At 63.9% G+C, this 14,419-nt stretch carries 12 protein-coding genes; 11 read left to right on the top strand and 1 reads right to left on the bottom strand.

What is annotated here, in order from left to right; genetic code table 11:
• Positions 1-5: 5 nt before the first annotated feature.
• The 6 genes from GDN70_RS03990 to pnp all read left to right on the top strand — a co-directional run bounded on the left by GDN70_RS03990 (position 6) and on the right by pnp (position 7,992).
• On the top strand, positions 6-689 hold the full coding sequence (locus GDN70_RS03990) for an RNA-binding protein (RefSeq protein WP_028139508.1): 684 nt from the start codon (positions 6-8) through the stop codon (positions 687-689).
• A 69-nt stretch (positions 690-758) separates the two neighbouring features.
• Positions 759-3,467 (top strand): translation initiation factor IF-2, encoded by a 2,709-nt coding sequence (infB, locus tag GDN70_RS03985; protein ID WP_038970621.1) that lies wholly within the window; start codon positions 759-761, stop codon positions 3,465-3,467.
• A gap of 156 nt (positions 3,468-3,623) precedes the next feature.
• The gene (gene rbfA / locus GDN70_RS03980; RefSeq protein WP_018319415.1) at positions 3,624-4,070 is read left to right on the top strand and encodes a 30S ribosome-binding factor RbfA; all 447 of its coding nucleotides are present in this window, start codon (positions 3,624-3,626) and stop codon (positions 4,068-4,070) included.
• Entirely contained in the window at positions 4,067-5,188 is a 1,122-nt protein-coding gene (truB, locus tag GDN70_RS03975; RefSeq protein WP_038970620.1) for a tRNA pseudouridine(55) synthase TruB, read from the top strand. The genes rbfA and truB overlap by 4 nt, the downstream gene beginning before the upstream one ends.
• Positions 5,189-5,190: 2 nt before the next feature.
• Positions 5,191-5,460 carry a 30S ribosomal protein S15 gene (rpsO, locus tag GDN70_RS03970; RefSeq protein WP_008131787.1) on the top strand — a complete coding sequence of 90 codons (270 nt, stop codon included), beginning with the start codon at positions 5,191-5,193 and terminating at the stop codon, positions 5,458-5,460.
• A gap of 375 nt (positions 5,461-5,835) precedes the next feature.
• The gene (pnp, locus tag GDN70_RS03965; RefSeq protein ID WP_028139505.1) at positions 5,836-7,992 is read left to right on the top strand and encodes a polyribonucleotide nucleotidyltransferase; all 2,157 of its coding nucleotides are present in this window, start codon (positions 5,836-5,838) and stop codon (positions 7,990-7,992) included.
• 110 nt (positions 7,993-8,102) lie between these two features.
• On the opposite strand, the gene katG is transcribed toward pnp, so the two are convergent.
• On the bottom strand, positions 8,103-10,268 hold the full coding sequence (gene katG, locus GDN70_RS03960) for a catalase/peroxidase HPI (RefSeq protein ID WP_038949447.1): 2,166 nt from the start codon (positions 10,266-10,268) through the stop codon (positions 8,103-8,105).
• A 114-nt stretch (positions 10,269-10,382) separates the two neighbouring features.
• Here katG and GDN70_RS03955 point away from each other — a divergent pair, with 114 nt between their 5' ends.
• From GDN70_RS03955 to GDN70_RS03935, 5 genes are all read left to right on the top strand, one after another.
• Positions 10,383-11,309 (top strand): hydrogen peroxide-inducible genes activator, encoded by a 927-nt coding sequence (locus tag GDN70_RS03955; RefSeq protein WP_152102178.1) that lies wholly within the window; start codon positions 10,383-10,385, stop codon positions 11,307-11,309.
• 7 nt (positions 11,310-11,316) lie between these two features.
• Complete coding sequence (locus tag GDN70_RS03950; RefSeq protein WP_097668276.1) at positions 11,317-11,781, top strand: GNAT family N-acetyltransferase; 465 nt, start codon at positions 11,317-11,319, stop codon at positions 11,779-11,781.
• Between the two features lie 91 nt (positions 11,782-11,872).
• Entirely contained in the window at positions 11,873-12,706 is an 834-nt protein-coding gene (locus GDN70_RS03945) for a hypothetical protein (protein ID WP_038949450.1), read from the top strand.
• Positions 12,707-12,775: 69 nt separating this feature from the next.
• Positions 12,776-13,657 carry a hypothetical protein gene (locus GDN70_RS03940; protein ID WP_152102177.1) on the top strand — a complete coding sequence of 294 codons (882 nt, stop codon included), beginning with the start codon at positions 12,776-12,778 and terminating at the stop codon, positions 13,655-13,657.
• Positions 13,658-13,771: 114 nt separating this feature from the next.
• Positions 13,772-14,368, top strand: a complete 597-nt coding sequence (locus tag GDN70_RS03935; RefSeq protein ID WP_028139499.1) for a glutathione S-transferase family protein — start codon at positions 13,772-13,774, stop codon at positions 14,366-14,368.
• Positions 14,369-14,419: the final 51 nt, after the last annotated feature.

Here is a 14,419-nt window from a genome sequence, read left to right as displayed (position 1 = left end):
CCCGGATGCTCACCGATACTGACCCCGAACTCGACCATGGACCGCGGACCGAAAGGTCCGCGACCATGCGGATGTGCGCGGTCAGTCGGCAGGTCCGGCCGATCGACGAGCTGATCCGCTTCGTCATTTCGCCGCAAGGCGACGTAGTTCCAGATCTCAAGCGCAAGCTGCCCGGACGCGGCATGTGGCTCGCCGCCTCCCGCGGGGTGGTTGCGGAAGCCGTCCGGCGTCACCAATTTAGCAAGGCCTTCAAGCGCGAGCTGCGCATCCCTCAGACGCTTCCTGCCGATATAGAGGCGCTCCTGGTTCGGAGCGTGACGGAAGCCCTTGGGATCGCCGCCAAAGCGGGCCAGGTCGTGGCCGGCTTCGGCAAGGTCGAAAGCGCCCTTCGGGAAGGCACGGCCGGGGTCCTGATCCACGCCAGCGACGGGGCCGCGGACGGAATCCGCAAATTGGACATGCTGGCGCGTCAAAATGCCGGAAATCGCGGCGCCAAGCCGCAGATTCCCGTCGTCACCGCGCTGAAATCGTTAGAATTGGATTTGGCACTGACCCGGTCAAATGTGATACATGCTGCCCTGCTCGCGGGCCCGGCGAGCAGGTCATTCCTGTCACGTAGCCAGATGCTGGTCCGATACCGGATGGCGGACGCTGACAAGACTGCCGAAAAGCCCGGCCAGGATTTCTGAGAGATACGACGACCCGATAGGACGGTGCGGCAACGCACAACACTGATAAATCAGGATTAGGACTGCTGAATGGTTGATACCAAGACCCCTGACGACAAGAAGCTGAGCGTTCCGAGCAAGACGCTATCGCTCAAGCCGCGCGTCGAAACGGGCACTGTCCGCCAGAGCTTCAGCCATGGCCGCAGCAAGCAGGTCGTGGTCGAGAAGCGCGGCAAGCGCCGCATCGACGGCAGTGCCGAACCGCAGGCCCCCACGGTCGTCGCGAAGCCGGCGCCGGCCGCGCCAACTCCGACGCCCGCTCCGTCGCGCCCCGCGCCGCCGCGTAACGCCGGATCCGGCGTGGTGCTGCGCACGCTGACCGAGGACGAACGTTCCGCCCGCGCCAGCGCGCTGGCCGATGCCAAGGTGCGCGAAGTCGAAGAGCGCCGCCAGGCCGAGGAAGAGGCCCAGCGCCGCGCTGTTCGCGAAGCCGCGGAACGCGTCGAGCGCGAAGCTGCCGAATCCCGCCGCAAGGCCGAGGAAGAGCGTCACCGTCACGAGGACGAAGCCAAGCGCAAGGCAGAGACCGAGGCCAAGAAGCGTTTTGGCGAAGGCGAGCAGCCGGCATCCGCGCCGCGCCCCGCAGCCGCCGCCCCGGCCACTCCGGCGCCGCGCACCGGCGCCCCCGCCGCGCGCCCCGGCACCACCACGGCACGCCCGGGAACATCGACCGCGCGCCCCGGAACGACCACAGCGAGACCGGCAGGTGGCCCGTTGGGCCGCGCTCCCGCGGTTGCTGCCGGCCCGGACGAGGACGATGGTCCGCGCCAGATCCGCCGCGGCCCCGGCGGCGCCGCGCGTCCCGTAGTAGCCCCCAAGCCCACCCACAAGCCCGGCCCGCAGAAGGAGCGCGGCCGCCTGACGGTCGTGACCGCATTCAATGCCGACGACGTGCGCGAGCGCTCGATCGCCTCGTTCCGCCGCCGCACCCAACGCCTGAAGGGCCATGCCGCGAACGAGCCGAAGGAAAAGCTCATCCGCGAGGTGGTCATTCCGGAAGCGATCACCATCCAGGAGCTCGCCAACCGCATGGCCGAGCGCGCGGTGGAAATCATCCGCATGCTGATGAAGCAGGGCGCGATCCATAAGATCACCGACGTGATCGACGCCGACACTGCGCAGCTGATCGCCGAAGAGCTCGGCCACACCGTCAAGCGCGTTGCCGCGTCCGACGTTGAAGAAGGTCTGTTCGACGCCACCGACGATTCGACCGACACCGAGACCCGCTCGCCCGTGGTGACCGTCATGGGTCACGTCGACCACGGCAAGACCTCGCTGCTCGACGCGCTCCGTCATGCCAACGTCGTCTCCGGCGAAGCCGGCGGCATCACCCAGCATATCGGCGCCTATCAGGTGCTGTCGCCCGAAAGCGGCAAGAAGATCACCTTCATCGACACGCCCGGCCACGCCGCGTTCACCGCGATGCGCGCCCGCGGCGCCAAGGTGACCGACATCGTCGTGCTGGTGGTTGCGGCCGATGACGGCGTCATGCCGCAGACGATCGAAGCCATCAACCACGCCAAGGCGGCGCGGGTGCCGATCATCGTTGCCATCAACAAGATCGACAAGCCCGACGCCAAGCCCGAGCGCGTGCGCACCGAGCTGCTCCAGCACGAGGTGCAGGTGGAATCCTTCGGCGGCGAAGTCGTCGACGTCGAAGTGTCCGCCAAGAACAAGACCAATCTCGACAAGCTGCTCGAGATGATCGCGCTCCAGGCAGATATCCTCGACCTCAAGACCAATTCGGAACGACCGGCCGAGGGCACCGTGATCGAGGCCAAGCTCGACCGCGGCCGCGGTCCGGTCGCGACCGTACTGGTCCAGCGCGGCACGCTCCGGGTCGGCGACATCATCGTCGCAGGCGCCGAAATGGGCCGCGTCCGCGCGCTGATCTCGGATCAGGGCGAGACCGTGCAGGAAGCCGGTCCGTCGGTGCCGGTCGAAGTGCTCGGCTTCAACGGTCCGCCGGAAGCCGGCGATCGTCTCGCCGTGGTCGAGAACGAAGCCCGCGCCCGCCAGGTCACCAGCTACCGTGCGCACCAGAAGCGCGAGAACGCGGCTGCCTCGATCTCCGGCATGCGCGGCTCGCTCGAGCAGATGATGTCGCAATTGAAGACCGCGGGCCGCAAGGAATTCCCGCTGATCATCAAGGCCGACGTGCAGGGCTCGCTGGAAGCGATCCTCGGCTCGCTGGAGAAGCTCGGCACCGACGAAGTCGCAGCCCGCATCCTGCATGCCGGCGTCGGCGGCATCTCGGAATCCGACGTGACGCTGGCCGAAGGCTTCAACGCCGCGATCATCGGCTTCTCGGTTCGTGCCAACAAGGAGGCCGCTGCGGCCGCCAAGCGCAACGGCATCGAGATCCGCTACTACAACATCATCTACGACCTCGTGGACGACGTGAAGAAGGCGATGAGCGGCTTGCTCGCGCCGACCTTGCGCGAAACCATGCTCGGCAATGCCGCGATCCTGGAGATCTTCAACATCTCCAAGGTCGGCAAGGTCGCCGGCTGCCGCGTCACCGACGGCACCGTGGAACGCGGCGCCAATGTGCGCCTGATCCGCGACAACGTCGTCGTGCACGAAGGCAAGCTGTCGACGCTGAAGCGCTTCAAGGACGAAGTGAAGGAAGTCCAGTCCGGTCAGGAATGCGGCATGGCCTTCGAGAACTACCACGACATGCGTGCCGGTGACGTGATCGAGTGTTACCGCGTGGAGACGATCCAGCGCTCCCTGTAAGTCCAAATCTTACCGAAGCGCCCGGATCTTTTTTGAACTGAAATTGCGGGAGTGCGATGGCCGGATTTTTTTCCGGCCATCCACCCCTCTTCGTTTCAACAGGACAAATGACAATGCCCGTGTCCCAAACACGGGCATGACGAGGTGATTTTCGAGATGCCACGCCATCATCAGAAAAAAAATTCCGCACCCGGCGGGGGCTCGCAACGTCAGTTGCGCGTCGGCGAGCAGGTTCGCCACGCGATGGCCGATATTCTGGCGCAAGGCAATGTGCATGATGCGGATCTCGAAGGTCACATCATCACCGTGCCGGAGGTGCGGATGTCACCCGACCTGAAGCTCGCGACAGTCTATGTGATGCCGCTCGGTGGCCACGACACCGCGGTCGTCATCGCTGCGCTCGAACGCAACAAGAAGTTTCTGCGCGGCGAGGTCGCGCGGCGCGTTAACCTGAAATTTGCACCTGATCTTCGTTTCCGCGTCGACGAACGATTCGACGAAGCGGAACGGATCGAGAAGCTTTTGCGAACACCTGCAGTTCAGAAGGACCTCGAACAGGATTTGGAACAGGATCCGGAGACGGATCGGGAAGAAGAACGATGACCATGGACCCGGCTCACGACACGATCTGCGGCGAACAGGCCGACCAGCGCGACGTGCAGAAAAATAATTTTGCGGATCTCGGCGGCGATTCGCAGCCGCATCAGGAACCGCGCCGCGTCAACAATGATCCGCGTGCCAATGCCAGGCAGAAGGGCAACCAGGTTCGCCGCGACCGGCGCGACGTCCATGGCTGGGTCGTGCTCGACAAGCCGATCGGCATGACCTCGACGCAGGCGGTTGCGGTGCTCAAGCGCCTGTTCAACGCCAAGCGCGCCGGACACGCCGGCACGCTCGATCCGCTCGCCTCGGGCGGGCTGCCGATCGCGCTCGGGGAAGCCACCAAAACCGTTCCCTTCGTCATGGACGGCCGCAAGCGCTACCAGTTCACGGTGTGCTGGGGCGAGGAGCGCGACACCGACGACATCGAGGGCCGGGTGACCGCGACCTCCGACCAGCGTCCGACCCGCGAGGCCATCCTGGCCCTGTTGCCCCGCTTCACCGGGGTGATCGAGCAGATCCCACCGCGCTATTCCGCGATCAAGGTCCAGGGCGAGCGCGCCTACGACCTCGCCCGCGACGGCGAGGTCGTGGAACTGGCCGCCCGTCCGGTCGAAATTCACCATTTAACCCTTGTGGATCAACCGGATAACGACCGAGCCGTGTTCGAGGCCGAATGCGGCAAGGGCACCTATGTCCGGGCGTTGGCCCGCGATATGGGCCGGATTCTCGGCACTTACGGCCATATCTGCGCGCTCAGGCGGACCCTGGTCGGCCCATTTGGCGAAAACGACATGATTCCGCTGGATCAGCTGGAGGCTTTGTGCGATAGAGCCGCGTCCGGCGAGGGTAGCCTCGCGGACGCGCTTATGCCCGTTGAGACCGCGCTGGACGACATCCCGGCACTGGCCGTCACTCGGGCTGATGCGGCAAGGCTCCATCGGGGCCAGGCCGTTTTGTTGCGCGGACGGGATGCGCCCACTTGTAGCGGCACAGTCTATGTCACGGTGGCAGGCCGTCTTCTCGCGCTTGCTGAAGTCGGCAATGGCGAAATCATCCCCAAGCGTGTGTTCAACCTGACCGGCCTGACTGCCAGCCCCGGTCGCAACGAGAGAAATTGACGATGTCGATTGCCGCAGAACGCAAAGCGGAAGTCATCAAGACGAATGCCAACAAGGCCGGCGACACCGGCTCGCCCGAGGTTCAGGTCGCGATCCTGTCGGAACGCATCAACAACCTCACCAACCATTTCAAGACCCACGTGAAGGACAACCATTCGCGTCGCGGCCTCTTGAAGCTGGTCTCGACCCGCCGCTCGCTGCTCGACTACCTCAAGAAGCGGGACGAGGCGCGTTACAAGGCGCTGCTCGAGAAGCACAACATTCGTCGCTAAGAGTTCTTGCGCGCGCCAACGGCGCGCGTTTTCGCACGTGGTTTCGAACGAAAGCGCTTATTTTAAGCTTTTTGATCGAGGTTGCGTGCACGTCGGATGCGGGCCGTTGACGGCCAGCATCCGGGCATGATGAGCGAAGATCGCAATTCGGTGTTCGCATTCGTGCCGACTGACAGTCCAGCAGCAATCCGGCGGCTGGGCACAACGGGCAAGGCGCCCGTATGACCCGAAAGGATGGACGCCATCCGAAATCCAAAAACCATGGCAGGATCGCAGGACGCTGATCACCCGCTTCGATCAGCGCCCCGCAATCTTGCGCATGGTTTTTGTTTTTCGAGCCGTCCTTCTTTCGAGAACCCATGAAAGAAGACATCTATGTTCAATAAGCATTCGGTCGAGATCGACTGGGGTGGACGCACTCTCAAGCTGGAAACCGGCAAGATCGCCCGTCAGGCCGATGGCGCCGTCGTCGCCACCTATGGCGAGACCGTGGTGCTCGCCACCGTCGTCGCGGCGAAGGCGCCGCGCGAAGGCGTCGACTTCCTGCCGCTGACCGTCGACTACCAGGAGAAGACCTACGCTGCGGGCCGCATTCCCGGCGGCTATTTCAAGCGCGAAGGACGTCCGACCGAGAAGGAGACGCTGGTCTCCCGCCTGATCGACCGTCCGATCCGTCCGCTGTTCGTCGACGGCTGGCGCAACGAAACCCAGGTGATCGTCACCGTGCTCTCGCACGACATGGAAAACGATCCTGATATCGTCGCGCTGGTGGCTTCGTCCGCTGCGCTGACGCTGTCCGGCGCGCCCTTCAAGGGCCCGATCGGCGCGGCACGCGTCGGCTTCGCCAATGACGAGTTCATCCTCAACCCGACGCTCGACGAGATGGTCGACACACAGCTCGACCTCGTCGTCGCCGGCACCGCCGACGCCGTGCTGATGGTCGAATCGGAAGCCAAGGAGCTGAACGAAGACATCATGCTTGGCGCAGTGATGTTCGGTCACCGCCACTTCCAGCCAGTGATCAACGCGATCATCGAGCTCGCCGAGAAGGCTGCGAAGGAGCCGCGCGAAGTCACCGTGATCGACAATTCGGCGCTCGAGAAGGAAATGCTCGGCATCGTCGAGCAGGAGCTGCGCGCCGCCTACGCCATTCCGGTCAAGCAAGATCGCTACGCCGCAGTCGGCAAGGTCAAGGAAAAGGTGATCGCCCACTACTTCCCGGAAGGGCAGGAGCCGAAATACGACAAGCTGCGCATCGCCGGCGTGTTCAAGGAGCTCGAAGCCAAGATCGTTCGCTGGAACATCCTCGACACCGGCAAGCGCATCGACGGCCGCGACAGCAAGACCGTCCGCAACATCGTCGCCGAAGTCGGCGTGCTGCCCCGCGCCCACGGCTCGGCGCTGTTCACCCGCGGCGAGACCCAGGCGATGGTCGTGACCACGCTCGGCACCGGCGAGGACGAGCAGTACATCGACGCGCTGTCGGGAACGTACAAAGAGACGTTCCTGCTGCACTACAACTTCCCTCCCTACTCGGTCGGTGAGACCGGCCGCCTCGGCGGCACCAAGCGTCGCGAGATCGGCCACGGCAAGCTGGCCTGGCGCGCGATCCACCCGGTCTTGCCGCCGCATCACGAATTCCCCTACACCACGCGCGTGGTGTCGGAGATCACCGAGTCGAACGGCTCGTCCTCGATGGCTTCGGTCTGCGGCGCTTCGCTGGCGCTGATGGATGCCGGCGTGCCGTTGAAGCGGCCGACCGCGGGCATCGCCATGGGCCTGATCCTCGAAGACAAGCGCTTTGCGGTTCTCTCGGACATCCTCGGTGACGAAGACCATCTCGGCGACATGGACTTCAAGGTCGCCGGTACCGAGCAGGGCATCACCTCGCTCCAGATGGACATCAAGATCGAGGGCATCACCGAAGAGATCATGAAGGTGGCACTGGCCCAGGCCAAGGATGGTCGTATCCACATCCTCGGCGAGATGGCCAAGGCGCTCACCAACGCCCGTGCCGAGCTCGGCGAATACGCGCCGCGCATCGAGACCTTCAAGATCGCCACCGACAAGATCCGCGAAGTGATCGGCACCGGCGGCAAGGTGATCCGCGAGATCGTCGAGAAGACCGGCGCCAAGGTCAATATCGAAGACGACGGCACCGTGAAGGTCGCCTCCAGCGACGGCGAGGCCATGAAGGCCGCGATCAAGTGGATCAAGTCGATCGCCTCCGATCCGGAAGTCGGCCAGATCTATGACGGCACCGTCGTCAAGGTGATGGAGTTCGGCGCCTTCGTGAACTTCTTCGGCTCCAAGGACGGTCTCGTCCACATCAGCCAGCTCGCCTCGGCGCGCGTGCAGAAGACCTCCGACGTCGTCAAGGAAGGCGACAAGGTCAAGGTCAAGCTGCTCGGCTTCGACGACCGCGGCAAGACCCGCCTGTCGATGAAGGTGGTCGATCAGACCACCGGCGAAGACCTCGAAGGCAAGGGCGGCGAGGGCGAGAAGGCCCCGCGCGAAGCCGCCGGCGAGTAAGCGCTCGGCAACATCAGAAACACGAAGGGCGGCCGAAAGGCCGCCCTTTTTGTTTGTGTCCGCCCCGGGGTGACTTGCACCTCTCCCGCAAGCAGGAGAGGTGCAGCGACTTACGCCGCGATGTCGTACCGGTCGAGGTTCATCACCTTGGTCCAGGCCTTGGCGAAGTCCTTCACGAACTTCTCCTTGGCGTCCGAGGTGGCATAGACCTCGGCGTAGGCGCGGAGCTGCGAGTGCGCGCCGAAGATCAGATCGACGCGCGTGCCGGTCCACTTGACGGCGTTGGTCTTGCGGTCGCGCCCCTCGTAGGTGCCGTCGGCCGCCGGCGTCCATTGCGTGCTCATGTCGAGCAGGTTGACGAAGAAGTCGTTGGTCAGCGTTCCCACCTTGGAGGTGAAGACGCCGTTCTTCGAATTGCCCGCGTTGGCACCGAGCACGCGCAGGCCGCCGAGGAGCGCCGTCATCTCGGGCCCGGTTAGCCGCAGAAGCTGCGCGCGGTCGACGAGCGCCTCTTCCTGCTGCATGAACTGATGCCGCTTGCCGATGAAGTTGCGGAAGCCATCGGCCCGCGGCTCCAGCGGAGCGAAGGACTCCGCATCGGTCTGCTCCTGCGAGGCGTCCATCCGGCCCGGCGTGAAGCCGACCTTGACGTCGACGCCGGCATCCTTGGCGGCCTTCTCGACCGCGGCAGAACCGCCGAGCACGATGAGGTCCGCGAGCGAGACCTTCTTCGCGCCTGAAGACGCGTTGAAGTCCTTCTGGATCGCTTCGAGCTTGCCCAGAACCTTGGAGAGCTGAGCCGGCTGGTTCACCTCCCAATCCTTCTGCGGGGCAAGACGGATGCGCGCGCCGTTGGCGCCGCCGCGCTTGTCGGAGCCGCGGAACGTCGAGGCGGACGCCCAGGCGGTCGAGACCAGCTCGGAGACCGACAGACCCGAGGCCAGGATCTTGCTCTTCAGCGCCGCGATGTCCTGCTCGCTGGCCAGCTCGTGATTCACGGCCGGAATCGGATCCTGCCAGATCAGCGTCTCCTTCGGCACCAGCGGGCCGAGATAACGCTGAATCGGACCCATGTCGCGATGGGTGAGCTTGAACCAGGCGCGGGCAAAGGCGTCCGCGAACTGAGCCGGGTTCTCCAGGAAGCGACGCGAGATCTTCTCGTAGGCCGGGTCGAAACGCAGCGAGAGGTCGGTGGTCAGCATGGTCGGCCGATGCTTCTTCGACTTGTCGAAGGCATCGGGAATGATCGCGTCGGCGCCCTTGGCGGTCCACTGGTTCGCACCGCCCGGGCTCTTCGTAAGCTCCCATTCGTAGTTGAACAGGTTCTCGAAGAAGTTGTTGCTCCACTTGGTCGGCGTCGCCGTCCAGGTCACTTCGAGACCGCTGGTGATGGAATCACCGGCGAGGCCCGAAGCGTGCTTGCTCTTCCAGCCGAGGCCTTGATCCTCGAGCGCGCCCGCTTCCGGCTCCGGACCGACCAGCGACGGATCGCCGGCGCCGTGTGTCTTGCCGAAGGAGTGGCCGCCGGCGATCAGCGCGACGGTCTCTTCGTCGTTCATCGCCATGCGGGCGAAGGTCTCGCGGATGTCCTTGGCCGCGGCAACCGGGTCCGGCTTGCCGTTCGGGCCTTCCGGATTGACGTAGATGAGGCCCATCTGCACCGCGCCGAGCGGCTCGGCGAGCTGGCGTTCGCCGCTGTAGCGCTCATCACCCAGCCACGTGCCTTCGGGACCCCAGTAGAGCTCTTCCGGCTCCCAGACGTCGGCGCGGCCGCCGGCGAAGCCGAAGGTCTTGAAGCCCATCGATTCCAGCGCGACGTTGCCGGCGAGAACCATCAGGTCGGCCCAGGAGAGCTTGCGGCCGTATTTCTGCTTGATCGGCCACAGCAGCCGGCGCGCCTTGTCGAGGTTGGCGTTGTCGGGCCAGCTGTTGAGTGGTGCGAAACGCTGCTGGCCGGCTCCGGCGCCGCCACGGCCATCGGTGATGCGGTAGGTGCCCGCGCTGTGCCAGGCCATACGGATCATGAGACCGCCATAGTGACCGAAGTCGGCGGGCCACCACTCCTGCGAGTCCGTCATCAGCGCGGTCAGGTCCTTGACGACCGCGTTAAGGTCGAGCGTCTTGAATTCCTTGGCATAGTCGAATTCGTCGCCCATCGGATCGGACAGGCCGGAATTCTTGTGCAGCATCTCGATGCTGAGCTGAGTTGGCCACCAATCGCGGTTCGCTGGCACGCGTTTTCCACCCGAAAACGGGCACTTCGAAGTGTCGTCCATGAATACCTCCTCTGGTGGCGTCGAACTCGCGCCCTTGACCAGGTAGAACCACTCTAAGCGTCGCGTCCTATCAGGTAAAGTTGACTTTAATGATCGCTGCGATAGGATTTTCTGATGATAAACCTGACGCTGCGCCAGCTCCGGTATTTCGACGCCCTGGCGCGTCACGGCCATTTCGGCCGCGCGGCTGAGTCCTGCTCCATCTCGCAACCGGCCTTGTCGATGCAGATCAAGGAGTTGGAGGAGGCGCTCGGCGGCCTGCTGCTGGAGCGCAGCGCCCGGCAGGTGGCGCTGACCCGGTTCGGCGAGGAGCTCGCGCAACGCGTTCGCGACATTTTGCGCTCGGTCGATGAGCTCGGCGATTTCGCCCGCGCCTCGCAGGATCGCTTCGCCGGTCGCCTGCGCATCGGCATGATCCCGACGATCGCGCCGTATCTGCTGCCCACCATCACCAAGAATCTCACGCGCATGCATCCGGAGCTCGACATCCGTGTGCGCGAGACCATGACGCCGCGATTGATCCAGGAGCTGGTGGAAGGGCGGCTCGACACCGCCATCGTGGCCCTGCCGGTGTCCGAGCCTTCGCTCACCGAGGTCGCCCTGTTCGAGGAGAAATTCCTGCTGGTCCGGCCGAGCGCGGATGAAGGGACCCCGGCGCCGTCGCGCGAGATGATGCGCGAGATGCGGCTGTTGCTGCTCGAAGAGGGACACTGCTTCCGCGATCAGGCGCTGTCGTTTTGCAACATGCAGTCGGCGCCGCCGCGCGAGATGCTGGATGCCAATTCGCTGTCGACGCTGGTCCAGATGGTCAGCGCCGGCATCGGGGTTACGTTGATCCCGGAGATGGCGGTGCCGGTGGAGACGCGATCGGCGTCGGTCTCGCTCGCGCGCTTCCGCGATCCGCAGCCCTCCCGCACCATTGGCATGGTCTGGCGCAAGACCAGCCCGCTGGCGCGGCAGCTGCTGCAAATCTCCGAGGTGGTGTGCTTGTCGGCCGGCAAGGTGCGCGCACGCCCGCCTGTGCGCAGCCAGCGGGCCTGAGGCTCCGATGTCGCATCCGATCATCCGCCTCGCCCGCGCCGACGAATACGACGAGGTCGGCCGCGTCTGGATGGAGAGCTGGGTCTCGACCGGCCTCGGCGAGGCCAGCGACTTTCTGCTCGCCAATCTCCGCGCGCGCATCCGACGCGAGATCGAGAACGGCTGGAGCCTGTTCGTCGCCGATGATCGCGGCACCATCGCCGCCATGCTGGCGCTGCATGTGCCAAAACTCTATCTCGACATGCTGTTCGTCGCGCCCGACTATCAGGGTCAATCGCTCGGGCGAAAGCTGCTCGCCTTCACGCGCACGCAAATGCCCGACGAGATGCACCTGCGCTGCGTGCGCGAGAACGAAAAAGCCTGGTGCTGGTACGAGCGCGAAGGTTTTGTGTTCGAGAAGGAAGAGATCGAGCCAGCGAACGGGTTCATGATGAAATATTACCGGTGGAAGCGGCAGCGACCAACCGGATAGACCACGACCTCCGGGTGCAGCTTGCGGTTGTCACCGTCCTAATCTAGGGTGGCGTGATCGATATTCTCCCGCTGCTGATGCCCTGGAATCCATGATTCGATTTGCTGCCTCCGCGATCGTTTTGCTGTCTTCTCTAGCTCTGGCAGCAGCTCAAACTCCTCCTGCAACCACCGCGCCACCCACGCCTCCCTCAAAGCCGACCGTCAAGAAAGCGGCGACGAAGCCGAAAGCTGCGGCAGTCAAACCAGCCGAGCAGATGAACAGCGGTCCGTGCCGTCTCGGCGTAATCTCGGTAATCGGCGAGCATTACTCCGTACAGAAGTTCGGCGTGACAATCTTCGAGGCGGAAGCAAAGGAGGTCCCGATCGACTGGGGCCTCGATGATCTCGTTTTCGCGCGCGTGCGGGCGGCAACGAACAACGATTCCTCGATACGCAGGATCGCTTATCCCAAGGGCGCCTTCGATCCCTTCTATCATGCGAAGGCGATCTTCATCCCGGACCCCAAAGAGACTCTGCCGGTGATCGTGAAGGGGTTCACCGCGAATGCGAATTGCGATCGCTATCTCGTCGCAACCACTTTCAAGACGAAGCTGCCGAACTCAAACATGACGCTGAACGGGATCGGCACCTACAACCAGGGGCTCGGCAGCTTGATTCGGCACTCACACCTTTTCGCCAATGTTGCGATCACGCTGATTGACGGCCGCAGCTACGAACAGATCAAGCGCCCCCTTACGGATATCGGCGCGAACCTCGCCACAAGCATGCGTCTGTTTGAAGACCCGATCACGAAGCTCGACAATTCACTGTTCCCAGATCCGCCCGAGACAGCTTCGACCAACGCGGCGTTGCGCGAGAGAACGCGTGCGCTCGTCGTAGAAAGGCTCGACCGGAACCTCCCCGGCTATCTAAAGGAAGAGTAAGCGCCTTTGTCGACACGACGCGCCAAAGGATCAAGTTTGGCTGCGCCTGCGAACACAGTCGCATTCAGCATGATCGCCCGGCTGCTCGTCATTACGCTCATCCTGTGGTGTTTTTCAACTCAGGCGCCGGCACAAGCCCAATGGGAGACGGCACAACCAACCGTCAAACAAGCCAATGGCAAGCTGACCACGCGGCGTGAAGCGACGGGCAAGCCCGCTCCCGTGGCCGGCGGCTCGTGCGACTTCGGTGTCGTCGTCACCACCGGCGATGAGTTCACCGTGCAGACGACCGGCCTGACCATATTTCAGAACAAGAAGACGGTGGTCCCGATCCCAGGCTGGGGATTGAGCGATCTGATCTTCGCGCGGACTCGCGCCGCGATCCCTGCCGGCGCGTCCGTTGTGAGAATCACATACAATCCGGCGAAATTTCCTCCCCACGATGAGTCAAAGGACACGTTGAAAGATAGGTTGGTCCGCGATCCCAACGCGGAGCTGGCCGGATACATGCGCGAGGCCGTGAAAGGAACGAATTGCCGGCACTACATCCAGATCCTCAATGCAATCAGTCCGATCGGGTCATCAAGGTATACGGTCCGCGGCTTCGGCATCCTCAACCAGGATGTGGTGCTCGGGCGTCGCATCTTTCTCCACGCCCTGGCGTTTATCCGTATCTTTGACGGGCGCGCCTTTGCCATCGTCAGACAGAGCTCTGCGCTGATCAACCTGGATCATTCGCTGGCGGTGCAGAGGTTTTTGGGCAAGCTCGTCGGCGGCCCTTATCGCGAGTTGCCCGCAGAATCGTTTCCAACGCGCCCTGAAGATGCCGCCGACAACCCCGCACTGCGCGACGGCGTGCGCGCCATGCTGGCGGAAAGCCTCGACAAGACGTTGCCGCTTTTGCTTGGACGTCGACCAGCAGCACGCCAAAGCGACACTGAACAACGTTGACCCACATGTCGTTTACGCTGGTTGGCATCGACCCAGGCGTAGTGCGTTGCGGATACGCGGCAAACGCGGCATGAATTGCACGCAGTAGCCTTTCGCCGATGAAAGGTTCCCGCCATGATCAAGCTCTATTGGTCGCCCCGCTCGCGCTCGTTCACGACGCTCTGGCTGATGGAAGAGAGCGGCCTGCCCTATGAGCGCGTGCTGACCGACATCTCGACCGGCGCGCAAAAGGCGCCGGATTTCCTCAGGGTCAATCCGATGGGGAAAGTGCCGGCGCTCAGCGACGGCGATGCAGCCCTTGGCGAGGCCGCGGCCATTTGCGCCTACATCGCCGACCGCTACCCCGAGACGAAGCTCGCACCCGCCGTGACCGACCCGCGCCGCGCCCGCTATCTGCAATGGCTGTTCTTCTCCCCGGGCTGCATCGAACCTGCCATCATCCAGATCTTCACCAAGATCGAGATCCCGACCTCGACCGCGGCCTGGGGCAGCGCGACGCAGGTGTTCGACGTTCTGGACGCTGCGCTCGCCGAGGGGCCGTGGATTCTCGGCGAAGAATTTTCGGCCGCCGACGTCACGATCGGCTCGGGTCTGAATTTCGCGGTGCGCCTGTTCAAGATGGTGCCGTCGCGCCCCGCGTTCGATGCCTATCTCGCACGCTGCATGGCACGTCCCGCTTTCCAGCGCGCGGAGAAGATCGCCGCGGGTTAGACGAACTCTCGTAGGGTGGGCAAAGCGAAGCGTGCCCACGTCATGTATCTA

Source organism: Bradyrhizobium sp. TM102 (assembly GCF_009176685.1).
In the GTDB taxonomy this organism is placed as follows: domain Bacteria; phylum Pseudomonadota; class Alphaproteobacteria; order Rhizobiales; family Xanthobacteraceae; genus Bradyrhizobium; species Bradyrhizobium ottawaense.
The sequence above is the reverse complement of the archived record's forward strand: the minus strand, read 5'-3'. Positions and strand labels throughout refer to the sequence as shown.